The following is a 25,944-nucleotide window of genomic DNA, read 5'->3' on the forward strand; positions in this document are numbered from 1 at the left end:
TCCCCCGGGATTGCGTCGGTTCGGCTCCCGCTTCGCCCCACCCGCCTCGCACGCCCCCAGGAAGGGCACCTAGCCTGGGGCGTCCATGTGAGGCCGGTCGGGGTGGGGAGCGCGCGCGTATGCAGAGCCTGGGGGCCGACGATCCACGCGTCATCGGTGGGCATCGGCTGCTGGGCAGACTCGGCGAAGGCGGCATGGGACGCGTCTATCTGGCGCGGAGCGAGCGCGGACGAACCGTCGCCATCAAGGTCGTCCGCTCCGAGCTGGCGCGGCAGACCGACTTCCGGCGCCGCTTCCGGCGGGAGATCGAGGCCGCGGCGCGCGTGGGCGGCGAGTGGACGGCGCCCGTTCTGGACGCCGACACCGAGTCCGCCACCCCCTGGGTCGCCACCGGCTACATCGCCGGGCCCTCCCTCGCCGAGGTCGTCGGCGACACGTACGGGCCGCTGCCCGAACGGACCCTGACCGCGCTCGCCTCCGGCCTCGTCCAGTCGCTGCGGGCCATCCACAGCGCCGGGCTCGTCCACCGCGACCTCAAGCCCGCCAACATCCTCGTCACGCTCGACGGCCCCCGCGTCATCGACTTCGGCATCGCCCGCGCCCTGGACGCCGCCGACCGCTCGGAGGGCCCGCTCACCAGGACGGGAGCGCTGCTGGGGTCGCCCGGTTTCATGTCGCCCGAGCAGGTGCGCGGGCTGCCTGTGCACGCCGCGAGCGACGTGTTCTGCCTCGGCACCGTGCTGGCCTACGCCGCCTCCGGGCGGATGCCGTTCGGCACCGAGAGCAGCGGCATGCACGCGCTCCTCTTCCGGATCGCGGAGGAGCAGCCGGATCTGACGGGCGTGCCCGGGCGGCTCTACGGGCTTGTCGACTCCTGCCTCGCCAAGGACCCGGACCGGCGGCCCGGACTGGACGCGCTCGCTGAGCAGCTCGACGAGCGGATCGACGCGGCCTGGCTGCCGGGGGAGGTACTGGCGCAGCTCGGGCGGCACGCGGCGGAACTGCTGGACCACGAGGAGCCGCTGCCCGGACCGGGGCAGGGGCAGGGGCAGGGGCAGGAGCAGGAGCAGGGCCAGGGGCCGAGCGGCGACGGGCAGGTGCCGGACGCGCGGGGCGCGGCGGGCGCGGCGGCGGACGCGATGGCTCCAGGGTCCGCGCCCTACGGAGAGGTGTACGGCGGTGTCCACGCCCAGGACCCGGCCCCGGCGTCCGCCCCCGCACCCGTCGGCGCCTTCGGCCCCCCGCTGGACGAACCGCCGCGCGGGACCCCGTCGGCCACGAACGCCGTAGAGGCGGAAGCCGGGGACGCGGGAGACGCCGGAGACACCGGACAAGGGGCCGGTGCCGTCGGCAACGCACCCACCGCCGGGGCGAAGTCGCCGCGCGACCTGGCGCGGCGGACCTACTGGCTGCTGATCGCGTACGCCGTGTATGCCGCCCTCAGCCTCCCCTTCCACATGGCGGGGACGCGCGGCGTCTCGAACGAGCCGGGAGGCCGGATAGGCCCCCTCGACTTCAATATGCTGAACGGCAGAGCCGGGCCGAGCGGCGCCGGGCTGCTCCTCGAAGTCCTCGGGGCGCTGACGGGTGTGGCACTCGTCGTCGCGTGGTCGATGTGGTTCTGGCAGGTACGGCTCAACGCCGAGGTGTTCGCGCCGGGCTGGAACCGGCACGGGAAGCGCATGGCGGTCGTCGGCTGGTTCCTGCCCGTCGGCAATCTCTTCCTGCCCAAGCGCGTCATCGAGGACATCTGGGCCGCCAGCCGCCCCGAAGGCCCCATCGCCGTCCCTGGCCCCGGCTCCCTCCCCGGGAACGGCGCGGGCTCCGCGCTCGGACACACCCCGCCGGGCGGCGCGTTCGGACCCGTCGCGACGGGCGGCGGCACCCTGCCGCTCATCGGCGTGAAGAGCCCCCTGGTCGGCCTCTGGTGGGCGATGTGGCTGCTCTTCCTCCTCTTCTCCACCGTCGCCTCGTTCATCGGCTGGGCCGGTGACGGCGGCTACGCCACCACCTCCGTCTCGGCCGCCTTCGCCGTCGTGGAGAACCTCTGCTGCGTGCCGGCCGCCGTGCTCGGCGCCCTCGTCGTCAAGCGGATCACCGGCTTCCACGAGACCAGGCTCGCCGCGGCGCGCTGACCCCGCGCGGCCCTCGAACGGGCCCGCACACGCCGCCCCGTGAGGGCGGCCCACGAGGAGTCCGCGCGGACAGGTGCGCAGGTCACACGGGTCGTGGGCGCGCGGCCACGCTCCGCTCCGTACCGGTGTGACGCTTCTCTCCGGCTTCGCCACCCGAGGACCCATTGTCCGCTTCGCCCCCATAGGGATTGACCTGCGGCGATGACGGTTTCCGCGCCGCACTGGGGGCAATTTGATCTCGCCTGACGGTTTTTGGCGCATCAGGACGGGTGTGCTTACGGTCGCCACCGCTCGACCCGTTCGCCGCCCCCTGACGGCGGACAGCCGCGACCGTAAGGAAAGAAACACCATGCTGTTCTCCGGCAAGGGCCGTCACCGCCGCCCCACCAAGGCCGCCCGTATCGCAGCCGTGACCGGCGTCGCGGGTGCCGCCGTCGCCGTTCCGCTCATGAGCGCGACCGGTGCCCAGGCCGCCTCCGTCGACACCTGGGACAAGGTCGCCCAGTGCGAGTCCGGTGGCAACTGGAGCATCAACACGGGCAACGGTTACTACGGTGGCCTCCAGTTCTCGAATTCGAGCTGGGCCGCCGCGGGCGGCACGCAGTACGCGCCCCGTGCGGACCTCGCCACCAAGGGCCAGCAGATAGCCGCGGCCGAGAAGCTGCTGGCCATCCAGGGCCCGGGTGCCTGGAGCTGCGCCGGTGCGGGCAACCTGAGCGCGGGCGGCCCCTCGCCCGACGTCAGCACGGGCGGCGGCAGCGGCAGCGGTTCCGGCAGCGGTTCCGGCAGCTCGCAGCAGAGCCAGCAGCAGAGCCAGAGCGAGAACCAGGGTCAGAGCCAGCAGAGCCAGCAGCAGGCGAAGCCGCAGCAGGAGTCCGCTCCGGTCCAGCCGCAGCGGCAGTCCTCCGGCGGCGACTACACCGTGAAGTCCGGCGACACCCTGGGCACCATCGCCGCCGCGCACGGCACCGACTGGAAGCAGCTCTACCAGGAGAACAAGTCCGTCGTCGGTGGCGACCCGGACCTCATCCTCCCCGGCCAGCAGCTCCGGATCGGCTGACGCCGCCCCTCTCCATGACCGCCGTGGTCCGCGCCCCTTCCCCCCGAGGGCGCGGGCCACGGCTCTTTTCACCCCCGCTCACTACGCACCCCAACCCCCGGTAACCCGCGCCCCGTTGCCCCCTCCGCGCTTCACCCGACACGCGGTACGGGCCCGCCGACCATATGATCTGCGTGAACGGAGAAGGAGCGGAGGAGCGGAGAGCCGCGGCGAGGCGAGGGGACGCACAGGGTGGCCAGCAGAACCGGTACCGGTACGGCCCAGCCGCTGAGGGCTGCGGGCTGGGTGCTGCTCGGACTCGCGGGTGCGACGGTGCTCGTGGCGGGGTTCGTCGTCGCATGGCGGCATGTGCGCTTCTCGCCCGGACTGGTCGACGAGTGGCCGGGCGGCGCCGTCGGCTTCGGGCTGACCTGTGCGGTGGCCGCGCTGGTCGGCTGGTCGGGCTCGTTCCGCCTCGCCGCACGCGGCCTCACCTCGGACGTTCCGACGGACGGTTCGACGGGCGGTTCGACGGGCGGCGCCGACGAAGCGAGAGCCGACGCCCGCCCCGTCGACGGCAAGGCGGCGCACCGCCGCGACCTCGCCGGAGCCGTCGGCTGTGCCGCACTCGGCGTGACGGGGCTCCTCTACGGCCTCGCAGTCGTCCCTCCCCGCTGGTGCTACCAGTCGCTGAGCCCGCGCTGCGCCTCCCTGCCGGGCGCGGCCGAGGCGGGGATCGCCTTCCTCGGCACGCTGATCGTGGTCTTCTTCGCCAACGGCGCCGTCGCCGCGCTCCTGGAGCGGCTGCGGGAGCTGTGGAGCCGTCGACGGGCCGGGACCGCGGCACAGCGGCACGACGCGGACCGGCGGAGCGCGCGCCGCGTCAACGGGAGTTGATCATCGCGTAGTCGGCGCCGAGGACCCTGGGAGCGCCCGAGGGCGGCAGGTGGGCGACGGCCTGCCCGAGGTGGTCGTCGGTGATGGTGCGGCGCGCCGAGCCGTCGTAGACGGCCTCCGCCGAGGAGGGCGTCACGCTGGCCTTCCCGCCCTTCCCACGCTCGCCGCTCCGGGCGGTGAGTTCGACGGTGTGGGCCACGGGCACGACCGCGAGCACGCCGCCGTCGGCGGTCCGCAGCGCGTAGGCCCGCCGGTCCTCCGGTTCGTCGGCGACGAACCGCTTCCTGACCCCCATCTCCGCCAGCACCTCGTCCCGCTCACGGTGGATCTTCAGCGCGCGCCGTACCGGCTTCGTACGGGCGAGCTTCGCGCCCGCCTTCTCGCCGCCCGTGACGTACAGGTCCGTCACGGCCGAGGGCAGCCGGTCCGGGGCGAGGGGTGCTTCGCCGGGGGCCTCTCCGGTGTCCGCGACGGCGGCGGCGCCGTCGGCGCCCTCGACGACGCGCGGAAGCTTCTCCTCCAGGAACGCGACCGCCGTCAGCTTCCACCCGCCGCGCTTCCCCTCAGCCGTCTCGGGCCCCGTCCTGTCGAAGACGAGCAGCCGCCGCTGCTTCGAGTGGTCGACGCGCGCCGTCGCGGCGAACCAGTCGCCCTTGGCGGGGATGTGGAAGGAGACGTCCTCGTAGGTGAAGGGGACGAGATAACCCTCCTTCTCCTTCTTGGACAGCGTGTCGAACTGCTTGTATCCGGCCTCACTGCGCGCGAACAGCGCCCCGCCCTCGACCGTGGAGAGCAGCTTGGCGTCCTGCCGCGCGTTGGCCTTGTTGTTGACCTCCACGTAGTGGTCGACGACCTCGCGCGCCGCCTTCCGCGAGAGCAGCGGGCGGCCCGTGGCCCCGGCGGTCGCGCTCGCCCTCGCGCGGGCCTCGGCCTCTCCGCCGTCGCCGTCCCCGTCGCCGCTGCCCGGACCTCCGGTGCAGGAGACGAGCGCGCACGCCAGCGCCGGGGCGCAGAGCAGCGCGGCGACGCCTCGGCGACGGCTCAGCACGGTCAACAGGCCCATCGTCTCTCCCCGTTCACGCCGTTCACGTCTCTCCGTCCGCTTCGGACGGACCGGCCTCCGTATGATCGCGTGCCGCTCCAGCGAACGCGAGGCCGCACGGGCGTGCCGCACGGGCGTGGGGACCGCGTACGCGCGGTGAGTAGCGGTACTCAGCACCGATACGAGTAGCGGCGCGGGTGCTGCCGGAGCCCTCCCGGGACCACTGTCGGGGCATGGAAACGGGGACACGTCCGCGTACCGGCCTACGGCCGGGCACGGGCGAGCGAACAAGTACGGAGACGGGCTCGGGGGCTGGCGCGGGGACCGGGGCGGGGGCGGGGCGACTTGGGCTGTACGCGCTCAAGCCCTGGTACGCGCGACGGCTGACCGGCGTACGGATGCGGCTCGTCGCCCTGCGGGTGCCGCCCGACGCGGTGACCTGGACCGGCGTGGCGGCGGGCGCCGCCGCTGGCGCCACGCTCGCGCTCGCCGGGCACGGCGTCGTCGCCGGGCTGCTGGCGAGCGCCCTGCTCGCCCTGCGGCTGGCCTGCGCGAACCTCGACGGCGCCCTCGCCCGCGACACGGGCCGCACCAGCGCGCGGGGCGCCTTCGTCAACGAACTCGGCGACCGGCTCGCGGAGTTCGCCGTGCTCGCCGGATGTGCCGCCGTCGCCCCGTGGTGGCTGGTGGCGCTGGCCGCGCTCGCGGCGACGCTGCCCTCATGGGTGTCGCTCGCCTCGGCCGCTGCCGGAGGGCCGCGCCTCCAGGGCGGCCCCGTCGGCAAGACGGAGCGCTGTGCGCTGCTGGCGGCCGTCGCCCTCACCGGCTGGAGCGTCCCGCTGCTGACGGTGCTGGCCGCGGGCTCCGTACTCACCGCGGCACTCCGCTGCGTACGGGTCTGGCGGGCCCTGTGAGCGGGGGCGTGGGCGTGGACATGAGCATCGGCGGAATCAGCGGAATCGGGGGCGCCTTCGCGGTGAGCGGGTTCGCCGTGTGGCGCTCGGGGCGGCGCGAACTCGTCGAACGGTGGCTCAGTTGGCTCGTGATCGTGCCGGTCGTGTGGGGTGCGCTCGCTGCCGGGCCCGGGGGCGCCGCGCTGCTGGCGGCCGGGCTCGGCGTGGTCGCGGCCGTCGAGTACGGGCGGCTGTGCGGGCTGCGGCACGCCGAGTCGGCCGTCGTCGTGAGCGCGGTCGCCGTGCTGGCCGTGGTGGCCTGGCTGGCACCCGGCTCCCTCGTACGGCTCTGGCTCGCGGCCCTTCTCGCCGTCGCCCTGGTGCCCGTGCTCGCGGGGGACGCCGAGGGCGGGGGCGAACGTGCCAAGGGCGCGGTGTTCGGGGTGGTGTGGCTGCTGCCGCTGACCGGGCTCGTGCTGCTGGGGGAGCGCGCGCTGCCGCTGTGCGCGGCCATCGCGGTGAGCGACATCGCCGCGTGGTGCGCGGGTCGCGCCCTTCCGGGGTCCCCCGCGCTCTCGCCGCTCAGCCCCGCGAAACGCTGGGGCGGCGTGGCGGGCGGCGCGCTGGGCGGGGTCGCGGTGCTGTGGGCCGCGGGCGCGCTGACGTGGCCGCTCGCGCTGGCCGTCGCGGTCGGGGCGCCCCTGGGCGACCTGCTGGAATCCATGCTGAAGCGGGGCGCCGGCGTCAAGGACACCGGCGCGTGGCTGCCCGGCTTCGGCGGCCTCCTCGACCGCGTCGACTCCCTGCTGGTGGCCCTGGCCGTGGCGGTGGTCCTCTCATGAACCGGAGCCAGGACCGAGACCGGGCCCCTCGCCAGCCCCGCTGGCGACACCTCCTACGCACCGCACGGACGCGACGGACACACGGCGACGCCCCTCTCATGAACCGCGACCGCGACACGGACCGCGCCCAGACACCACTGGCACACGACGGCGCCCCTGCCGTGAACCGGGGCCAGGACCACGACCGCGACACGGGACGCGACCGGGCCTCCCACCAGCCCCGCTGGCGACGCCTCCTACGCACCGCACAGACACCACGGGCACACGACGGCGCCCCTGCCGTGAACCGGGGCCAGGGCCAGGGCCAGGACCGCGACACGGACCGAGACCGGGCCCCTCGCCAGCCCCGCCGACGACGCCTCCTACGCACCGTACGAACCCCACGGGCGCGCGGAACCACGCGCCTTCCGCCCCCGCCCGTCGACGTACCGCACGGCCAGGACGCACCCCGCACGCCCCGCGCACCGGACGAGCGGCCCGAGCCGTACGGACACGGGCGACCCCGCACCCGCGCCGAACACGCGCCCCCACCCGCTGACGTACCGCAGCCCACCGGCGGCACCCGGCTCGGTGCCCATGCGCGGCGCCTGTTGTGGCGCGGCGTGTTGCGGCTCACCGGCGGGCTCCGCGTCGAGGGGCGGCGGAACGTGCCGCGTGGCGGCTGTGTCGTCGTGGCTCCTCACGCGTCGCACGCCGACACGGCCGCGCTGCTCGCGGCCCTGCCCGCGCGGCGGCGCCCGCTCGTCGCCGCCGCGGCCGACTACTGGTTCGCCGGGCGGGCGCGCGCCACGCTCTGCCGTCGCCTGGTCGCGGGGTTCCCTGTCCGCCGTGGCGGGCGGGGCTTCGACGACCTGGCGGCCTCGGCGGTACCGGCGCTGGCGCGCGGACAGGCCGTCGTGGTCTTCCCGGAGGGCACCCGTTCGCGCGACGGCTCCGTCGGCCGCTTCCGCAGCGGCGCCACCCGGCTGGCCGAACTGGCCGACGTACCGCTGCTGCCCGTCGGCCTCGTAGGGACGCGCACGCTCCTGCCCGCGCACGGCCGCCTGCGCCGTACGCGCGTGACGGTGCGCTTCGGGCCTCCGACCCGTGATCCGGAAACCGCCTGGCGCACCGTATGTGTGCTCGGGCGCCTCGCCGCACAGACAGCGGACGGGACGACGAACGAGAAGGGGGAGAGCCCTCATGCCAGGCCCGACCAGCCCGACCAGCTCAGCCAGCCCGACCAGCCCAGCCGACCCGACCAGTTCCACCACCTCCGCCGGTCCCCCTGACACCCGTGACACCCGCCCCTCCCCCCTCGCCCGCCTCAAGTGGGCAGCGGCCCGCGCGCTGCTCCGCACGGTCGGCCGCGCCAGCAGGGGCATCCGCGTCGGCTGCCGGTACGGCTTCGACAGCGGCACGATGCTCGACTACGTCTACGTCGACCGCGCGGGCGGCCTCCTCGGCATCGGCAGGCTCATCGACCGCGTCCACCTCGACGCCGTCGGCTGGCGCGCCGTACGCGCACGGCGCGAGCTGCTCACGCGGATGCTGCGCGAGGAGATCGCGGGGCGCGGCGGCGAGGTCGTCGTCCTGGACGTCGCGGCGGGCCCGGGGCGCTATCTCCTGGACCTGCTGGCCGAGGACCAGCCCGGCGGCCAGCTCCGCGTCGTCTGCCGCGATCTGGCCACGGCCGGCCTGGCGCGCGGACGCCGTCTGGCGCGCGAACGTGGCCTCCCGGAGGGCTCGGTCACCTACGAGCGGGGCGACGCCTTCGACCCCGCGCCGCTGCCGGGCGGCAGGGCTCCGGACATCATCGTGGTCTCCGGCCTGTACGAGCTGGTCCTCGACGACGACACGGTCCGCGAGTCGCTGGAGCGACTGCGCGGGATGCTGGCTCCGGACGGCACGCTGCTCTTCACCACCCAGACCCGGCACCCGCAACTGGAGTTCATCGCGAACGTCCTCACCACACGCGAGGGCCTGCCCTGGCGGATGAGGTGCCGCTCCGTGGAGGACGCGGAGGCGTGGGCGGTGAAGGCGGGCTTCCCCGCGCACTCCGTCGCCAGCCGCCGCGAGGATGTCGGCCTGTTCACGGTGACCCGCTGCGGCGGCGCCTGAGAAATCCACGGAGGGGATCCACGGAGAAGATCTGCGGAGGAGATCCACGGAAGAGGTCCGTCGGAAGCCCGAATACCCTCGTCCCCCGCCCGTACTTGCCCGGAACGGGAAGACAGGGCGAACGGGCCCGAAGGGCCCGTTCTCGTGAACCCGGCAACCGGAAGCGCTCCGGCGGCCCCAAGGCCCCGCCTCGCGCCCGTCGCTCCCCGGCCGGGGAGGGGACGGAGCGCACGCGCGCCGCGCGCCCCGGCGAACCGCGGGAACGGTTCGCGACGCGCCGAGGCCGATGCCCCCACCCCCGTCGGGGGCATCGGCCTCCGCGCCGCCCACCAGCGATGACGCCGGTGAACTCGCGCACGGACGGGGACGTGACCGTAAGGAGCGGACCGGCTGGCCCGGGTGCGAGCACCCGGAGGCCGGCCGCCTCGGCACGTCCCCCGTGCTGCGGTGTGCCGTCATCGTGCCATTACGGAGTGCGGCAGCACATTGCCAGACCCCGGCAATTTTTACGCCGCACTTACGTCCCGGTCACGGCGGAACCGCGCACGGTTGCGCCCGTGTGCCACAGGTTCGGTGCCGCCCTGTCACAACTCGCCACTCGCGATGCGACGATCACGGCCCGACAGACACGGCTCGACGGGCACGGCTCGACGTCACAGCTCACCCGGCACGGCCCGGCACACGCACCCCGCCACAGGCCACACGCCGCTCACAGCTCGTTCTCGGGCCACCCCAGCAGCCGGGCGCCCATGGCCGCCGTCTCCAGCGTGAAGCGGTGCAGCGCGTCGCCCGGGTTGTAGCCGGTCAGGCCGCGGATGCGCTCCAGCCGGTAGGAGAACGTCCGCACGCTCACGCCCAGCCGCCGCGCCGCCTCCGCGTTGACGTAGCCCGCAGCCGCGTAGGCGGCCAGGGTGTCCAGCAGGGGCCCGGCTCCGCCCCGCGCGCCCGTCAGCGGGCCGAGCACCGTGCGCACGAGGTCGGCCATCGCGGCCCTGTCCCGCAGCAGCACGGGGAAGACCAGCAGCTCGGACGCGTTCAGCCTGCCTTCCGGCAGGCGCAGTTGGTCCGCGAGATCGAGGGCGCCGAGCGCCTCCTCGTAGCTGCGCACCACGCCGCCGGCGCCGGGGTGCTCGCGGCCGACGGCGACGCGGCGCGCGCCCGCGTAGTGGGGTCCGGGGTCCTCGGCGAGGGCGACGAAGCAGTCCAGCACGTCGCGGTCGCCGCTCGCCGCGATGCACACGAGCCGCCCCTCCTTGGTGGACAGCAGCACGTCGCGCGGTCCGAAGCGGCCCAGCAGCTCGCGTTCGATGCGGCACACCGTCGGGTGCACGTCGTCGTACTTCTCCACGCCCGCCGCGACGGCCACCGTGTGCGCGTGCGCCAGCCGCAGCCCGAAGCGCTGGGCGCGTTCCGCGAGGCGGCCCAGGTCGCTGCGCCCGTAGAGGAGGTCGTCGATGAACTCGCGACGCTCGCCCTCCTCCTGGCGCACCGCCAGCCGCTGGGCGCGCTCGTGGCCCTCGCCGAGCGCGGCGATCGCCGCCTCGACCGCGGCCAGCACCGCGTCCCCCGTACGCCCGCGCTCCGCCGCGCCCGCCGCCCTGGCGACGCCGGGCAGGGTGCTCCACAGCGTGCGCGTCCTGCCGAGGTAGAGACCGATCAGCTCGCGCAGGCCGTGCCCGGCCTCGGCCGCGCGCTCACCCAGTTCCCTGAACGCGTCCAGCTCGTCCCTGCGCGGCAGCCGCCCGGTCTCCGAGACCTCGGCGAGCAGCCGTGGGTAGTCCCCCAGAAAGGTGCTGGGTATGGCGTCGCTGCGCTTCACGGTGGTGTTCCCTCGTCCCCCGGTGTCCGGCGTCGGCGCGGCACGGGTGGCCGCGGCCTCAGCGTAGGCCAGGGGGCGGCGACGGGAACCCTGCGCGGGAGGTCACACGGCCCGCTGGCCGGTGCCGGGCCATCGCGAGGGGCCGTTGTCGTGAACCGTACGGTTCGGGTTACGGTGTAAGGAATACGTCAAGATCAATGATGTCAAGGTGTGCCGGGAAGTCTGGTCGGCGGCGCTTCGTCGCGTCCGCAACCGCCCACGAGCCCGGAGCACACCGATGAACCCCTCCCCCGCCCCCAGCGCGCCCGGCGAGCGGCACACGTCCCTGTTCGGTCGCCCCTCGGCCAAGGAACGCCGCCACCTGGCCGACGCGCTGCGCACCGAGACCGTGGGCGGCATGGTGCTGCTGGGCGCCGCGGTCGTCGCGCTCGTCCTGGCGAACACCCCGCTCAGCGACCTGTACGCGTCGGTCCGCTCGTTCCACTTCGGCATCCACTCGCTCGGCCTCGACCTCTCCGTCGAGCACTGGGCCTCGGACGGGCTGCTCACCGTCTTCTTCTTCGTCGCCGGGATCGAGCTGAAGCGCGAGCTGGTCGCGGGCGAGCTGCGCAGACCCGCCGCCGCCGCGCTGCCGGTCGTCGCCGCCGTGTGCGGCATGGCCGTCCCCGCGCTCTTCTACGTCGCCACCAACCTGGCGGGCGGCGGGACGATGAACGGCTGGGCCGTGCCCATGGCCACCGACATCGCCTTCGCGCTCGGCGTCCTCGCGGTGATCGGCACCAACCTGCCCTCGGGCATCCGGGCCTTCCTGCTGACCCTGGCCATCGTCGACGACCTCGGCGCCATCCTCGTCATCGCCGTCTTCTTCACCTCCACGCTCAACTGGGCGGCGCTCGCCGGGGCCGTCGCCGGGCTCGTGCTCTTCCGGGTCCTGCACATCAATCTGCGGGTGCGCGGCTGGTACGTGTACGTGCCACTCGCGCTGGTCATCTGGGCGCTGATGTACAACAGCGGCATCCACGCCACCGTCGCCGGTGTGGCCATGGGCATGCTGCTGCGCGTGCTCCCGCGCAAGGGCGCCGACGGCGAGCCCGTCGAGGAGACCTCGACGGCCGAGCGCGTCGAGCACCGGGTGCGGCCCCTGTCCGCCGGGGTCGCCGTGCCCTTCTTCGCGCTGTTCGCGGCCGGGGTCGCCGTCTCGGGGCCCGCGCTGGCCGAGACCTTCACCCAGCCGGAGCCGCTGGGCGTCGTCCTCGGTCTCTTCGTGGGGAAGTTCCTGGGCGTCTTCGGCGGCACGTACCTCACCGCCCGCTTCACCCGGGCCCGGCTCAGCGACGACCTCGCCTGGTCCGACGTGGCAGGGGTCGCCGTGCTCGCGGGCATCGGCTTCACGGTCTCGCTGCTCATCACGGAACTGGCCTTCACCGATCCGGAGACGACGGAGCATGTGAAGGCCGCCGTACTGATCGGGTCGCTGCTCTCGGCGCTCGTCGCGTGCGTGCTGCTGAAGGTGCGGGACGCGAAGTACCGGGCGCTGTGGGAGGCGGAGACCCGCGACGAGGACCGGGACACCATCGCCGACATCGACCAGGAGGAAGACCCGGTACGGCGCCCCGCGGAGGCGGCACGCCGCGCTGCGGAACGGGCCCGCGAGGCGGCGGCCGGGGCTGAGGCTCAGGAGCCGTCGTCCTCCGACGGTGCCGAGGAGGGGCCCAGCTCCAGCCGCAGGAAGCGCGGCCGGTAGAGGGCGACATCGCGGTGGATCGCCTCCGTGCCCGACAGCACGTTGACGTCGTAGCTCATCAGCAGCCCCGTCCCCTCCCCCGCGCCGCTGTTGGCGCCCGAGGCGAACTCGGCGTGCCCCTGCGGGTTGTACGGCACAGCGCCCGCGAGCGCGCCGCCCTCCGGCAGCGGGGGCTCGGCCACGGCTGAGGGGCCGTGCCAGGGGCCCGTCGGCGAGCACGACCAGTAGGACGTCACGTCCGACATGCCCTTGCCGTCGGGGCCGCCCGCGTCCATGGTCAGCAGCAGCCAGCTCTCGCCGTGCCGCACCACGGAGTACGTGCCCGTGGCGCCGCGCTGCTCCGTCTTGCCGACGAGTATCGGCTCGGAGTCCTCCGGGTCCGCCTGCCAGCCGCCGTCCTTGCCCGCCCAGTACCGCCAGGCGTCGGCTTCGGCCAGCCGCCCCTCCGGCACCCGCGCCACGTGCGCCCGTGACGCCTTGCCGCTGACGCTGCCCTCGTCGGCGCCGAAGACGTACGTCCAGCCGCCCTCGGTGACGGCCGACGTCCCGTACAGCACGCGCCGCGCCAGGCCGTCGTCCGTGGGCCGGTAGACGGTGCTGACGTCCTCGACGCGCAGGTCGGGCAGGGAGAGCGTCGCCACCTGCGTCGCCCTCGGTACGCCGAAGATCCAGGGCGGCGAGCCCGCCTCGCGCTGCCACAGCAGCACCCTCACCACGCGTTCGTCGTCCCCGGCCGACCTGGGCTCCACGACCGCCTGGACCGGCCAGCGCCACACCTCGCGCCCGTCGGACGTGGCCGTACCGGGGAACAGGGCCGTGTGGCGTCCGCCGTTGCTGCCCAGCAGGGTGCGCTCGATCCGGCCCTCTGCCGACATCACCAGGCCCGCGTTGCGCACCCACACCGGGCTGGTGCTGCGGCTGCGTCCGCCGCCGAGCTGTTCGTCGACCTGGTCCAGGAAGGTGTCGGCCGACATCCACAGCGTCCGCCCGTCCGGGAGCCGCACGGAGCGGGTCCCGTCGCCGCCGGTCCAGTCGTCCAGGCGGGTGTTGTCGTTGCCGTAGCGCTCGAACTCGGCGGTCATGTCCGGCTCGTCCTGCCAGCCGACGGCCTTCACGCCCGCGCATCCGGGGCCGCCGTCCTCGTCCCCTGGCACGCTGATGAGGAGCACGAGCACCACGAGCGCGGCGAGCAGCCCGAACCCGACAGCCGGTTTCCTCCGCGGCTGCCGTGTCGGCCGGGGCGGGCGGGGTCCCTCCATCACGGGCCAGGCTAGGCGCATACCGCGCCGCGCGGTCCGGCTTTGCGTCAGGTCGCGGGGCCGGATGCGCCCGCGCCGGGGCGGGAGGGACGCCGTAGGGGGTTCCGCAGGGGGCGGAACGGGGCGTTCTGGCGAACTCCCGCCACCACGCGGGCAGGAGGCGGCACGACGATAGAGTCCCAGGCCATGGGGATGTGGAACGGGGGCCCCGGTCCGGGAGCGCCGGTACCGGACGGATACATACCGCAGGCGACGCCTACGGCGGGAGGGCCCGGCTACGGACAGCCGGGATACGGGCAACCGGGACGCGGACAGCCCGTTCCGGGACCCGCCCCAAGTCCCTCCCCGGGGCCGCCGGGAGGGGGCGGGCCCGGGTTCGACCCGTACGGCCAGGACCCCCACGGCACCGCGGGCGAGCAGCGCGAGAAGCGGATCAGGCGGCGGATCCTGATCATCGCCGGGTCCGTCCTCGGCGTCGGCCTCCTGGCGCAGGCAGCGCTCGCCTTCTTCGTCGGCAACCCGGACGACGAGAGCCTGAGCGGCCCCGCGTACCGCATCACCGTGCCCCGGACGATCGACGGCGGACGGTACACGCTCGCCGAGGACTTCAGCGACGCGCCGCGCACCACGCTCGACATGGGCACCTCGCGGCGATCCCGCGCGACGGTGAACGGGCTGACGCCCGTCGCGGGCCGCTACGAGGCGGAGTCCGGCTCCGGTGAACTGGTCCTGCACGGCTACAACGGCTCCATGCGGGAGCCGCGCGCCTACCGCAACGCGCTGGTGTCCGCGCTCTACGGGATGGACGTCCCGCCCGAGGACGGCACCGAGTACACGCCCAAGGGCACGAAGGAGCCGGTGCGGTGCCTGCGGCTGCTGCTCGACGCGGCCGACCGGGGCTACGGCCACGGCGCGGCGGAGGACGGCTCCTTCTCGGCGGCCGTCTGCTCCTGGGCGAACCGGAACTCCGTCGGCGCGCTCGTGGACACCCGGCCCCGCACCGACGAGAACGGCGAGATCGTCGGCCTCGAAGCCTTCGCCGAGCGCACGGGCGCCGTTCGCGCGGAGGTACGCGAGGCCGAGGGGTCCGCGGCGACGGCCGGGTGAGCGACGCGATGCGGAATCCGATGGAGTACCCCGGAGGCCCGATGGAGTACCCCGGAGGTCCGACGGGGCACCCGGGAGGCGGCCCGGCGCCGGGCCCCTACGTCCCCGCCTGGGAGCCGCCAACGGACGTGGAAGCGGCGCTCTACGGGGCGAAGGCGCGGCAGGACTGGGCCGCGTACTACGACACGCTCGGCGACACCTGGCTCTGCTACTCCCTGCCGAGGGGGCCGCTCGACGCACTCGGGCAGCGCGACATGTACCCGTACTGGAGCACGGTCACGGGCACCTGGTGCTTCGCCGTCCTCACCCAGGGGATGCTGCCCGCGCCCGTGGCAGACCCGGTCTTCGTGCGCACCACGCTGGACAACCTGGCCGCCAGCTGGCCCGACGACCGCTGGTGGCTGGCCGTGAACCCCGGTTCGCCGTGCGAGGCGTACTTCCCGGGGACGCTGCCGGTCCGCACGGTGTGGCGGCACCACGCCGACCGCGCGTGGCGTGGCCAACGCGACACCCTCCGCACCCTGCGCGTGGGCGGCCCGCTGCACGGCCCCGTGGCGCACGGGCTCGCGTGCGGGGCGCTGCACTGCGTGCGCGACGGCTCGCTGTGGAACGCCATGGGCTGGCACGGCAGCGGCTACGACGGGGAGCGCGAGCGCATCAGGGGCCCGTGGGACGTCCACGGGCGCGACGACTGGCGCTGCCGCCAGGAGCAGTTGCTGAACGGCGCGATGAGCGACCCCGACTGGGAGTTCGTCCTCGCCGTCCGCAGATCGCTCCACGACGAGACCGACGGGACCGAAGAGGGCGAGGACACCGGCACCGACCGCACAGGACCGGCCGCCGCGCTGCGCTGGCGCGCGGCGACCGAGCGCGCGGCACGCGCCGAGGAGGGCGGAGAAGGCGGCGATCCGGACGGTTCCGGCGCCGAAGCGCGCGTCAAGCGGCTCCAGCAGCTCATCGGGCGGATCATGCGCTACGAGTCCCGCTTCCGCGCCGACGGGCTCCTGCCGCCCGACGGCACCGTGCGCTCCGTCCGCGCCTGGGACTACGGCCTCGCCTCGATGATGGCGCGCTGGGGCCTGGGCGGGCGCTACTGCGACATGGCGGAGGCCGAGCGCGCCGTCGTGCGCGCGGGCGAGGTGAGCAAGGAGGCGTACGAGTCGTGGGAGGAGTTCTCACTCGGCTATGTGCTCGGCCGGTGCCTGCACTTCGACGAGGAGCGCTACGACGACTGGTACACGGACATGGTCACGGCCCACCGGATCCTCACCACGGACCCGGGCAGCCCCTGGCTCAACATTCCGTTCAAGTGACGTGAGGCGAAAGGTCGGTCCGGCATGGGTTGGTGGAGCGGGCACGGCGGACCCGGCGGATCCGGCACGCCCGGCGGACCCGGCGTGCCCGGTGCGGCGGGAGCGCCCGTAGCCGCGTGGCAGGCGCCGACGGACGTCGAGCGGGCGCTGTACGAGGCCAAGGCCCGCGAGGACTGGCCCGGCTACTTCGACGTGCTCGGCAGCACCTGGCTCTACTGGTCCACGCCCCGGCACCCGCTGGACGCGGTCGGCCAGACGTCGTTCGGCTCGTACTGGAACCCGGGCACGCGCACCCGCTGCGTCGCCCTGTTCACCGCGGGCATGCTGCCGCCGCCCGTGCCCGACCCCGTCTTCGTCAGCAGGCACCTGGGCTCGCTCGCGCGGATCTGGCCCGACGACGAGTGGTGGCTGGCCGTCAACCCGGGCACGCCGTGCGAGGCGTACTTCCCCGCGGGCATGGCGCACCGGGCCGTGTGGCGGCAGCACTGGGAGCGGGCCTGGCGGCCACGGCACTCCACGCTGCGCACCCTGTGGACCGGCGGCCCCCTGCACGGCCCGGTGGCGCACGGGCTGGCCTGCGGGGCGCTGATGAGCGTGAAGAACGGCTCGTACTGGAACTCCGTCGCCTGGCACGGCACCGGCTACGACGACGAGGTGTACCTGCTCAAGCGGTGGTGGGGCGTCACCACGCGGGAGAAGTGGCTGACGTATCTGGAGGAGCTGCTGCGCGGCGACATGGTCAGCGGCGCGTGGGAGTTCGTGCTGAAGGTGCGCGACACGCTGGCCCGCGCGTCCAGGACGGACACGGTCTCCGTCGCCAAGTGGCGGGACGTGACCGAGCACCTGGCCCGCGAGCGGCTCGCCGAGACGCTCGCCTCGCGGGACGGGCCCCCGGACACGAGCGTCATGGACGAGATCAAGCGGCTCCAGGGCCTGATCGGCAAGATCATGCGCTACGAGGCACGCTTCCGCGCCGACGGACTGCTGCCCGAGGACGGCTATGTGCGCTCCGTCCTCGCCTGGGACCACGGCCGCGCCTCCGGCATGGCCCGCTGGGGCCTGGGCGCCAGGTTCGGCGAACTGTGGGAGACCGAGCAGGCACTGCTGCGGGCGGGGCGGGTCAGCCAGGCGTCGTACGACTCGTGGGAGGAGTTCTCCCGCGGCTATGTGCTGGGCCGGTGCCTGCACTTCGACGACGAGGAGTTCGGCGACTGGTACACGGAGATGCTGGACGCCCACCGCATCCTCACCACGGACCCGGCCAGCCCCTGGCTGAACCTCCCCTTCAAGTAGCCCCGTTCACGTAACCCCGTTCACGTGGACGCGTCCGCGCAGGCCAGGTCCAGGAGCGCCTCCGCCGCAGCGCGTGCGTGACGGCCGTAGTCCGCCTCGCCCAGCGCCATGGCCCGGCAGGCGGCCCCGTCCGCGAGGGTGGCCAGCTGTTCGGCGAGTACGGCGGGTTCGGGGCAGCCCAGCTCCGTCAGCAGCGCCGCGATCAGCTCCGCCATCCGCAGTTTCTGCTCGCGGGCGTAGGAGTGGACCGCGCTGCGCGGGTCGGGGAACTCGGCTGCGGCGTCGATGAACGGGCAGCCGCGCACCGGCACCGACTCCTCCGGCTCCGTCACGGGCGGGTCGAACAGCTTGAGCAGCCGTTCCCTCGGGGGGATGTCCTCGCGGGTCAGCACGCCTTCCAGGGTGGCGCCCGACGAGGCGAGGGCCTGGAGGTGGGCGAGGACGAGGTCGTTCTTGGTCCGGAAGTGCGAGTAGAGCGTCCGCTTGGACACCGGCGCTTCCTCCGCGACCTGTTCCATGCCCGTCGCGTTGATCCCCTGCGTCGCGAACAGCCGCGCCGCGGCGGCCAGCGCCCGCTCCCTGCCACCGCGCCCGCGCCGTGAGGTTGTCGTAGCCGTCGCTGCACTCATAACGGCAAGTATACGTTCCCGTTTACTTCAGCCCCGTCACCCTGTTAAGGTCACCTCGGAAGTAAACGCGACCGTTTACATAAGCCGTATGAACCATCACCGAGGAGTCCCCATGAACAGGCCGTCGTTCCCCGCCGCCGAGACCGAGCTGAGCGGGCACGCGGAGAAGCTGATACGCGGCCGTCACGCGACCCGCGCGTTCCGCCCGGAGCCGGTGCCCGAGGACACGATGCGGGCGGTCTTCGCGCTGGCCGGGGCCGCGCCGTCCAACTCCAACGCGCAGCCCTGGCGGGCCGAGGTGGTCAGCGGCGCGGCACGGGAGCGGCTGGCGGACGCGCTGGTGGCGGCCCACACCGAGCAGCGCGCCTCGGTGGACTTCCCGTACTCCGAGGACATGTACACGCCGGTGCACCAGGCCCGTCGTGCCGCGTTCGGCGCCGGGCTCTACGGGGCGCTGGGCATCGGCCCCGACGACCACGCGGCGCGCGCGGCCTACGACGCCGAGAGCCTGCGCTTCTACGGCGCGCCGCACGCCGCGTTCCTGTTCGTCACCGGGGACGGCGGGCCGCGGCTGGCCGCCGACGTCGGCGCCTATATGCAGACGCTGCTCCTGGCGATGACCGCGTACGGCGTGGAGAGCTGCCCGCAGGGGCTGCTGAGCTTCTACGCGGACACCGTCCGCGCCGAACTCGGCGTCACCGAGGGAAAGCTGCTGGTCGGCGTCTCCTTCGGCTACGCCGACGAGTCCGCGCCGGTCAACCACGTCACGGCCGAGCGCGCCGGGCTCGCGTCGACCACGGCCTTCCACGCGTAGGCGCGGGACGCCCCATGGCCGGTCAGCGCGGATTCACCGCGTCCGCGAGGTCGTCCAGCGCGTCCGTGAGGAGGTCGGCGGTGCGCAGGTCGACGGGCGGGGGCTCGTCGGCGCGGGCCCACCAGCGCGACAGCGCCTCGTGGACCGGTGCCCAGTCGACGGCCCTGTTCTCGCGCACCGCTTCGGCGGCCGCCGTCACGGCGGGGCCCAGCGCGGCGGCGTAGTCGGCGGCGCCCTCGCTGGGCTTGGCGTCCCGCTCGGGCAGATGCGGTTCCAGCAGCATCGTCACGCGGCCCATCGTCACCAGCGCCGACTGCGCGTCATTGGCGGAGCGGCGCGAGAGACGGCCGCGGTGACGCACGGGCTCGGCCCCCGCCCTGGCCGCGGTCTGCTCCCATTCGAGGCGCGCGGCGCGCGCGTCGAGAAGCGCCTCGCGGACCTGGCGGGGCGCGCGTTCGGCGGGGCGCGCGAAGCAGTCGAGCACGGCGATGGCGTAACGGCCGTTGGCGTCCAGCCAGTCGGCGAGCCTGTCGCGCAGCAGCGGCGTCTCCCAGGCGGGGAAGACGGCGTAGCTGAGCATGGCCAGGAGCCCGCCCACCGCCGTGAGCCAGATGCGCTCCAGCACCGTCTGGGACCACAGCGAGCCCGCGATGCCGAGCAGGAAGACGACGTAGGCGCCCGTGCAGGCGGAGGTGATGGCGTAACCAGTGCCCATCAGCAGGTACATCGCGCCGATGGACGCCACCGCCAGCGCCGCGCTCACATAGGCGCCCGGATGCGCCAGCCCCATCACCGCGCCCGCGAGGGCGACCCCGACCAGGGTCCCGGCGAAGCGGGCGACGCCGCGCTCGTACGTACGGGAGAAGTCGGGGCGCAGCACCATCACGGCGGTCAGCGCCACCCAGTAGCCGTGCTCGGGCGGGAGTGCCTGGCCCAGGAGGTAACCGGCGGCGGTGACGACGGCCAGGCGCAGCGCGTGGCGGCAGATCGGCGAGGACCAGCGGAACTCGCGGCGGAAGGTGCGCAGCGCGACGGGCACCAGCGCGGCGAGGGTGGGCCGGTGCAGATGGCGCGGGCGGCGTACCCGGCGCCGCGTCCGCTCCTCCTGCGCCGCCTCAGCGGCCTCGGCCGCCTCGATGGCCTCCTGGAACGGTGTCTCGTCCGTCACGTCGCCCGGCCATCCCGGCGGCCCGTGCACCTCCTTGCGGACGGTGTGGAAGGTGGCGCGCGGGAGGATGGGGATGGAGCGGGTGATCTCGACGGGTTCCTGCGCGGCGTCCACGGCGTCGTCCGTGAGCGCGATCAGCCGCATGGCCGCCTTGCGCGCGGGGCCCGTCAGCACGGGCCCGGTCTCCGGCACCTGGAGCACTTCCAGCGCCTCTTCCGGGATGCGGACGCGTTCGCCCCGCCTGATGGCCCGTGCCGTCGCGTCGAGCACCGTCGCGGCGGCGCCGAGCAGGGCGCGCACGCGGTCGCGCTCCGGGCCGACCAACTGCGCGCCGCCGACGATCGGGTCGGCGAGCGAGGCAAGGACGGGCCGGAAGCGTTCGGCGAGCGCGCGGTAGCCGCCGAGCTGGCGCGGCCTGCGGCGGGCCTGCCGGGGGGTGACGGCGGCGGCGCTGCGGGCCTCCATCAGCGGCTCGGGGTCGAAGGAGGCCATGGGGTCGTGCCGCAGCCGCCGCGCGTAGTCGGCGACCCCGGCCAGCGCGTCGGCGAGCGTGTCGCGCCGCTCGCCCCACGGCCGCACGGGGAACAGCACGATCAGCGTCGCCTGCACCACCCCGCCGACCGCGATGAGCCCCGCGTGCGCGAGGGCGCCCAGCACGGTGGTGGGCAGCGTGACGGTGACGAGCATGACGGCGATGGTCAGCGCGGCGACCACCCCGGACGTCGGCCCGACCCCCCACGCCATGCCGGCGGCGAACGCCCAGACCGCGAGCAGCACCACGAAGGCGGGCGGCCACGGCGCGAGCAGGTAGCCGAGGAAGGTGGACGCCGCGAGCCCGGCCGCAGCCGCGAGCGCGAGCACGGGGCGGGGCCGCCAGCTTCGCTGGAACGTCGCGACACCGGACGCGAAGGCGCCGAAAGCGGAGGACACCGCGAGCTGTGCGGAGCCCAGCGCGAGCGCGAGCCCGATCACGACGGCGACCCCGACCGCACCCCGCAGCGCGATGAGCGGGGTGAGCGAGGCGCGCTCGATGGTCAGTCCGGATCGGGCTGTCTCCTTGATCGCCCGGAGCCAGGGCATGGCCGTCATGCGTCCGAGAATACGGGCAGGGGCGGAAGACCCCTCGGCCCAGGGCCGGGGGTCCTCCGGTGTCGCGTGCCAACGCCCCGCAGGTCAGGGCGGTGATGCGAGACGAAGGTCACGACGGGGACGGCCTTCGGCCCGTCAGGAGGACGTCGGGAAGCCGAGGTTGATGCCGCCGCTGTCCGCGGGGTCGGGCCAGCGGGTCGTGATGACCTTGCCGCGCGTGTAGAAGTGGATGCCGTCGTTCCCGTAGATGTGCAGATCCCCGAAGAGGGAGTCCTTCCAGCCGCCGAAGGAGTGGTGCCCGACGGGAACCGGAATGGGGACGTTGACGCCGACCATGCCCGCCTCGACCTCCAGCTGGAAGCGGCGGGCCGCGCCGCCGTCGCGGGTGAAGATGGCCGTGCCGTTGCCCCACTTGCTGCCGTTGATGAGCCGGATCGCCTCGTCGTACGTCTCCGCGCGCACCACGCACAGCACCGGGCCGAAGATCTCGTCGCGGTAGGCGTCCATCTCGGGCGAGACCCGATCCAGCAGCGAGACCCCCAGGAAGAAGCCCTCCTCGTGCCCTGCGACGGTGTACCCGGTGCCGTCCACCACCACCTCGGCGCCCTGGGCGCGTGCTCCGTCCACGTACGAGGCCACCTTGTCGCGGTGCTCGCGCGTGATGAGGGGGCCCATCTCGGAGGCGGGGTCGTCGCCGGGGCCGACGCGCAGCGCGCGGGCGCGCTCCGCGATCCTCGCGACCAGTTCGTCCCCGCTGCCGCCGACCGCGACGACCACGGAGACGGCCATGCAGCGCTCACCGGCCGAGCCGTACGCCGCGTTGATCGCGTTGTCCGCTGCGAAGTCGAGGTCGGCGTCGGGCAGGACGAGCATGTGGTTCTTGGCGCCGCCCAGCGCCTGGACCCGCTTGCCCGAGGCCACCGCGCCCTGCTGGATGTACCGGGCGATGGGCGTGGACCCCACGAAGGAGACCGCCGCCACGTCCGGGTGCTCCAGCAGCCGGTCGACGGCCACCTTGTCGCCGTTGACGACGTTGAGGACGCCGTCGGGCAGACCGGCCTCGGCGGCGAGTTCCGCGAGCCGGTAAGCGGCCGAGGGGTCCTTCTCGCTGGGCTTCAGCACGAAGGTGTTGCCGCAGGCGATGGCCAGCGGGAACATCCACATCGGCACCATCGCCGGGAAGTTGAACGGGGTGATGCCCGCGACGACGCCGACCGGCTGCCGGATGGAGGCGACGTCCACCCGCGTGGAGACCTGCGTGGACAGCTCGCCCTTGAGCTTCTCGGGGATGCCGCAGGCCAGCTCCACGATCTCCATGCCGCGCGCCACCTCACCGAGCGCGTCGGAGTGGACCTTGCCGTGCTCGGCCGTGATGAGCGCTGCGATCTCGTCGCGGTGCGCGTCCAGCAGCTCGCGGTACCGGAAGAGGAAGGCGGTGCGCCTGGCCAGCGACGACTGAGCCCAGTCCGGGTACGCCTCCCTGGCCGCCGCGACGGCCGCGTCGGCCTCCTCCGCCGAGGCGAGCGAGACCCGCGTGGGCTGCGCGCCCGTCGCCGGGTCGTAGACGGGCCCGAAGCTGCCGGAAACGGACTCGACGGGCTTCCCGCCGATCCAGTGGCCGAGGGTCTTCATCAGGGGGAGCCTTCCTACGGGGTGTCGCGGGGTGTGGGGGCGTGCGGCGTTCACGTGGGGGTGCGGGCGCGCGGCCCGTCACAGGTGGTGGCGGCGTTGCGCTGCGTGGCGTTCGTACTCCTCGCGGGCCCTGACCGCGGCGGGGCGGCCCGAGGTCTCGGCCACGACCACGTCCCACCACGCCTGCGCCTCGGGCGCGGTGGCGGCGGAATCGGTGTCGGTGTCCGTCTCGACGTACACGCACGTCGGGCGCGCCGAGGCCCGTGCCGCGGCCAGCGCAGCGCGCAACTCCCCGACCGTCCCTGCGCGGTGCACCTCCATGCCCAGCGACGCCGCGTTCGCCGCGAGGTCGACGGGCAGCGGGTCGCCCGTGTAGGTGCCGTCGGCCGCGCGGTAGCGGTAGGCGGTGCCGAAGCGTTCGGCGCCCGTCTGCTCGGAGAGGCCGCCGATGGACGCGTAGCCGTGGTTCTGGAGGAGTACCACGTTGATGTCGACGCGCTCCTGGACCGCGGTGACGATCTCCGTCGGGAGCATCAGATATGTGCCGTCCCCCACCAGCGCCCACACCGGCCGCTCCGGGGCCGCGAGGCGCACGCCGATGGCGGCGGGGATCTCGTAGCCCATGCAGGAGTAGCCGTATTCGAGGTGGTACTGGCGCGGTGAGCGGGCCCGCCACAGCTTGTGCAGATCGCCGGGGAGCGAGCCCGCCGCGTTGATGATCACGTCGTCGTCGCCGACGGCCGCGTCCAGCGCGCCCAGCACCTGGGTCTGCGTCGGCCGCGCGTCCTCGTCGGGCGCCGCGTACGCGGAGTCGACGACCTCCTCCCAGCGGGCCTTGCCCGTCGCGGTCCCGGCCGCGTACTCCCCGGCCACCCGGTGCCCCGCCAGCGCCTCCGTCAGCGCTTCGAGCGCGGCCCGCGCGTCCGCGACCACCGCGAGCCCCGCCATCTTGTGGGAGTCGAAGGCGGCGACGTTGACGTTGACGAAGCGGACGGACGGGTCGGCGAAGAGCGTGTGGGACGCGGTGGTGAAGTCGGTCCAGCGGGTGCCGACGCCGAGGACGAGGTCGGCCGTGCGCGCCAGGTCGTCCGCGACGGCGGTGCCCGTGTGCCCGATGCCGCCCACGTCGCAGGGGTGGTCGTGGCGCAGCGAGCCCTTGCCCGCCTGCGTGGACGCGACGGGGATGCCCGTCGCGTCGGCCAGCGCGCGCAACGCGTCCTCCGCCTCGCTGTGGTGCACGCCGCCGCCCGCGACGATCAGCGGCCGGTGCGCGGCGCGCACGGCCGCCGCCGCCTCCGCGAGCGTGTCAGCGTCCGGCGCCGGGCGGCGCACGTGCCAGACGCGCTCGGCGAAGAACTCCTCGGGCCAGTCGTACGCCTCGGCCTGCACGTCCTGCGGCAGCGCGAGCGTGACGGCGCCGGTTTCGACGGGGTCGGTGAGCACGCGCATCGCCTGCAGCACGGCGGGGATCAGGGCCTCGGACCTGTGGACGCGGTCGAAGTAGCGGGAGACGGGCCGCAGCGCGTCGTTGACGGAGACGTCCCCCGCGTAGGGCACCTCCAGTTGCTGGAGCACGGGGTCCGCGACACGGGTGGCGAAGGTGTCGCCCGGCAGCAGCAGGACGGGCAGCCGGTTGACGGTGGCGAGCGCGGCGCCCGTGACGAGGTTGGTGGCGCCGGGCCCGATGGAGGTGGTCACGGCATGCGCCGAGAGGCGGTCGCGCTGACGGGCGTAGCCGACGGCCGCGTGCACCATGGCCTGCTCGTTCCTGCCCTGGAGATAGGGCAGCGGAGCCGGCGCAGGAGCGCCCTGGCTGTCGTGCCCACCCTGCCCGCTCTCCAGGAGGGCCTGGCCCATTCCGGCGACGTTGCCGTGGCCGAGGATGCCCCAGCAGGCGGCGATGAGGCGGTGGCGACGCCCGTCGCGCTCGGTGTACTGGGCGGCGAGGAAGCGCACGAGGGCCTGCGCGACGGTCAGCCGCCGCGTGGCGACCGGGGGCGTCGTCGCCGGTTCGGTGCCGGGCAGGGGGTCGGCGCCGGGCGGCGGGGCGGTGCCCGGCGGTGTGTCCGTGCCCGTCGTCGATGGTCCTGTGCCGGTCGGCCGTTCGGTGTCAGCGGTGTTCACTGTCCCGCCTCCCCTTCCACTGCCGGAGCGGTGTAGAGCGGCAGCCTTGGATCGACAGGCTGCTGCTCCCAACTGCCTCGGATCCAGGCATGATCAGGATGGTCGCAGATGAGCCAGGCCCGATCCAGCCCCGGACCGGCCATGACGTTGAGGTAGTACATGTCGTGTCCCGGTACGGCCATGGACGGGCCGTGCCAGCCGTCGGGGATCAGCACGGCGTCACCGCCGCGCACCTCGGCGAGGACGTCGGTGCCGCGCCCGTGCCCCGAGGGCGAGACGCGCTGGTAGCCGATGCCGGGGACGCCCTCGGGCGCGTCGGGCGCGTGGGCGATCTCGAAGTAGTAGATCTCCTCCAGTTCGCTCTCCTCCCCCGGCCGCTCCTCGTCGTGCTTGTGCGGCGGGAAGGAGGACCAGTTGCCGCCCGGGGTCAGTACCTCGACCGCGATGAGCCTGTCCGCCTCGAAGACGCCCGCCGCGCCGAAGTTGTTGACCTGGCGCGAGCAGTTGCCGGTGCCGCGCAGCTCCACGGGTACGCCGGAGGCGGGCCCGTAGCGCGCGGGCAGCCGCCGCGCACAGCGCGCCCCGGTGAGCGCGAAGCGTCCGCCGTCCGCGCTGTCGATCCGTACGGTCGCGTCGCGCGGCACATAGGCGAAGTCGGTCACGCCGCTGAAGACGCTCGCGCGCCCCGCGAGCGGGAAGACGGCGTCCTCGACGGCGTCCTCCGCTGTCACCGTGCAGCCGCCGTTGAGGGGCAGCACGATCCACTCGCTGTCGCCGGTGCCGAAGGTGTGCGTGCCGCCGGGTTCCAGTTCCAGCACGCGGAGGGAGGAGTGGGCCCAGCCCGCGCGTGCGGGGTCGATGTCCAGGGCGTACGGACCGGCAGCGGCGCTGCCCGCCGTCACATGGAACGCGCTCCCGGCGCGCCCTGCCCGCTCGTCGGTGCCCGCCTTGTGCGCCGTCTCCGGCATCCTCGCGCCCTCCGCCTCCGCCGTCGCTGCCGCTGCC

At 74.2% G+C, this 25,944-nt stretch carries 20 protein-coding genes; 12 read left to right on the forward strand and 8 right to left on the reverse strand.

Annotation, left to right across the window (positions count from 1 at the left end; genetic code table 11):
- Positions 1-119: 119 nt before the first annotated feature.
- The 3 genes from ACYVOO_RS08820 (at position 120) to ACYVOO_RS08830 (ending at position 4,071) form a co-directional block, all read left to right on the forward strand.
- A complete protein-coding gene (locus tag ACYVOO_RS08820; protein ID WP_461015069.1) occupies positions 120-2,135 on the forward strand; it encodes a protein kinase domain-containing protein in 2,016 nt (671 codons plus the stop codon).
- Positions 2,136-2,484: 349 nt separating this feature from the next.
- Entirely contained in the window at positions 2,485-3,195 is a 711-nt protein-coding gene (locus tag ACYVOO_RS08825; RefSeq protein WP_461015070.1) for a transglycosylase family protein, read from the forward strand.
- A 231-nt stretch (positions 3,196-3,426) separates the two neighbouring features.
- Positions 3,427-4,071 (forward strand): hypothetical protein, encoded by a 645-nt coding sequence (locus ACYVOO_RS08830; protein ID WP_461015071.1) that lies wholly within the window; start codon positions 3,427-3,429, stop codon positions 4,069-4,071.
- Here ACYVOO_RS08830 and ACYVOO_RS08835 read toward each other — a convergent pair.
- Positions 4,058-5,134, reverse strand: coding sequence for a hypothetical protein (locus tag ACYVOO_RS08835; RefSeq protein WP_461015072.1), 1,077 nt, complete (start codon positions 5,132-5,134; stop codon positions 4,058-4,060). The two genes, ACYVOO_RS08830 and ACYVOO_RS08835, sit on opposite strands and share 14 nt — an antisense overlap.
- A 212-nt stretch (positions 5,135-5,346) precedes the next feature.
- On the opposite strand from ACYVOO_RS08835, the gene ACYVOO_RS08840 reads away from it, so the two are divergent.
- The 4 genes from ACYVOO_RS08840 (at position 5,347) to ACYVOO_RS08855 (ending at position 8,948) form a co-directional block, all read left to right on the forward strand.
- A complete protein-coding gene (locus ACYVOO_RS08840) occupies positions 5,347-6,027 on the forward strand; it encodes a CDP-alcohol phosphatidyltransferase family protein (protein ID WP_461015073.1) in 681 nt (226 codons plus the stop codon).
- A gap of 20 nt (positions 6,028-6,047) precedes the next feature.
- Positions 6,048-6,848 carry a phosphatidate cytidylyltransferase gene (locus ACYVOO_RS08845; RefSeq protein ID WP_461015074.1) on the forward strand — a complete coding sequence of 267 codons (801 nt, stop codon included), beginning with the start codon at positions 6,048-6,050 and terminating at the stop codon, positions 6,846-6,848.
- 98 nt (positions 6,849-6,946) lie between these two features.
- A complete protein-coding gene (locus ACYVOO_RS08850) occupies positions 6,947-8,119 on the forward strand; it encodes a lysophospholipid acyltransferase family protein (protein ID WP_461015075.1) in 1,173 nt (390 codons plus the stop codon).
- Positions 8,031-8,948, forward strand: a complete 918-nt coding sequence (locus tag ACYVOO_RS08855) for a class I SAM-dependent methyltransferase family protein (protein ID WP_461015076.1) — start codon at positions 8,031-8,033, stop codon at positions 8,946-8,948. The genes ACYVOO_RS08850 and ACYVOO_RS08855 overlap by 89 nt, the downstream gene beginning before the upstream one ends.
- A 709-nt stretch (positions 8,949-9,657) precedes the next feature.
- Here the strand turns inward: ACYVOO_RS08855 and ACYVOO_RS08860 are convergent.
- Complete coding sequence (locus tag ACYVOO_RS08860) at positions 9,658-10,767, reverse strand: PucR family transcriptional regulator (protein ID WP_461015077.1); 1,110 nt, start codon at positions 10,765-10,767, stop codon at positions 9,658-9,660.
- A 277-nt stretch (positions 10,768-11,044) separates the two neighbouring features.
- Here ACYVOO_RS08860 and nhaA point away from each other — a divergent pair, with 277 nt between their 5' ends.
- Positions 11,045-12,511 (forward strand): Na+/H+ antiporter NhaA, encoded by a 1,467-nt coding sequence (gene nhaA, locus ACYVOO_RS08865; RefSeq protein WP_461015078.1) that lies wholly within the window; start codon positions 11,045-11,047, stop codon positions 12,509-12,511.
- Here the strand turns inward: nhaA and ACYVOO_RS08870 are convergent.
- A complete protein-coding gene (locus tag ACYVOO_RS08870; RefSeq protein ID WP_461015079.1) occupies positions 12,442-13,770 on the reverse strand; it encodes a DUF4185 domain-containing protein in 1,329 nt (442 codons plus the stop codon). The genes nhaA and ACYVOO_RS08870 overlap by 70 nt on opposite strands.
- A 186-nt stretch (positions 13,771-13,956) precedes the next feature.
- On the opposite strand from ACYVOO_RS08870, the gene ACYVOO_RS08875 reads away from it, so the two are divergent.
- Genes ACYVOO_RS08875 through ACYVOO_RS08885 form a run of 3 tightly spaced genes read left to right on the forward strand, consistent with a single transcriptional unit; the run spans position 13,957 to position 17,483 of the window.
- The gene (locus tag ACYVOO_RS08875) at positions 13,957-14,877 is read left to right on the forward strand and encodes a hypothetical protein (protein WP_461015080.1); all 921 of its coding nucleotides are present in this window, start codon (positions 13,957-13,959) and stop codon (positions 14,875-14,877) included.
- Positions 14,878-14,918: 41 nt separating this feature from the next.
- The gene (locus ACYVOO_RS08880; RefSeq protein ID WP_461015081.1) at positions 14,919-16,190 is read left to right on the forward strand and encodes a DUF1266 domain-containing protein; all 1,272 of its coding nucleotides are present in this window, start codon (positions 14,919-14,921) and stop codon (positions 16,188-16,190) included.
- Positions 16,191-16,214: 24 nt separating this feature from the next.
- Positions 16,215-17,483 carry a DUF1266 domain-containing protein gene (locus tag ACYVOO_RS08885; RefSeq protein WP_461015082.1) on the forward strand — a complete coding sequence of 423 codons (1,269 nt, stop codon included), beginning with the start codon at positions 16,215-16,217 and terminating at the stop codon, positions 17,481-17,483.
- A gap of 20 nt (positions 17,484-17,503) precedes the next feature.
- On the opposite strand, the gene ACYVOO_RS08890 is transcribed toward ACYVOO_RS08885, so the two are convergent.
- Positions 17,504-18,112 carry a TetR/AcrR family transcriptional regulator gene (locus tag ACYVOO_RS08890; RefSeq protein WP_461015083.1) on the reverse strand — a complete coding sequence of 203 codons (609 nt, stop codon included), beginning with the start codon at positions 18,110-18,112 and terminating at the stop codon, positions 17,504-17,506.
- Positions 18,113-18,224: 112 nt separating this feature from the next.
- Here ACYVOO_RS08890 and ACYVOO_RS08895 point away from each other — a divergent pair, with 112 nt between their 5' ends.
- On the forward strand, positions 18,225-18,926 hold the full coding sequence (locus ACYVOO_RS08895) for a nitroreductase (protein ID WP_461015084.1): 702 nt from the start codon (positions 18,225-18,227) through the stop codon (positions 18,924-18,926).
- A gap of 22 nt (positions 18,927-18,948) precedes the next feature.
- Here ACYVOO_RS08895 and ACYVOO_RS08900 read toward each other — a convergent pair whose 3' ends face one another.
- From ACYVOO_RS08900 to iolB, 4 genes are all read right to left on the reverse strand, one after another.
- Positions 18,949-21,174, reverse strand: coding sequence for an FUSC family protein (locus ACYVOO_RS08900; RefSeq protein WP_461015097.1), 2,226 nt, complete (start codon positions 21,172-21,174; stop codon positions 18,949-18,951).
- A gap of 144 nt (positions 21,175-21,318) precedes the next feature.
- On the reverse strand, positions 21,319-22,815 hold the full coding sequence (locus tag ACYVOO_RS08905) for a CoA-acylating methylmalonate-semialdehyde dehydrogenase (protein WP_461015085.1): 1,497 nt from the start codon (positions 22,813-22,815) through the stop codon (positions 21,319-21,321).
- 78 nt (positions 22,816-22,893) lie between these two features.
- Positions 22,894-24,840, reverse strand: a complete 1,947-nt coding sequence (gene iolD / locus ACYVOO_RS08910) for a 3D-(3,5/4)-trihydroxycyclohexane-1,2-dione acylhydrolase (decyclizing) (protein WP_461015098.1) — start codon at positions 24,838-24,840, stop codon at positions 22,894-22,896.
- Positions 24,841-24,935: 95 nt separating this feature from the next.
- On the reverse strand, positions 24,936-25,907 hold the full coding sequence (gene iolB / locus ACYVOO_RS08915) for a 5-deoxy-glucuronate isomerase (RefSeq protein ID WP_461015099.1): 972 nt from the start codon (positions 25,905-25,907) through the stop codon (positions 24,936-24,938).
- Positions 25,908-25,944: the final 37 nt, after the last annotated feature.

Source organism: Streptomyces daliensis, assembly GCF_054782395.1.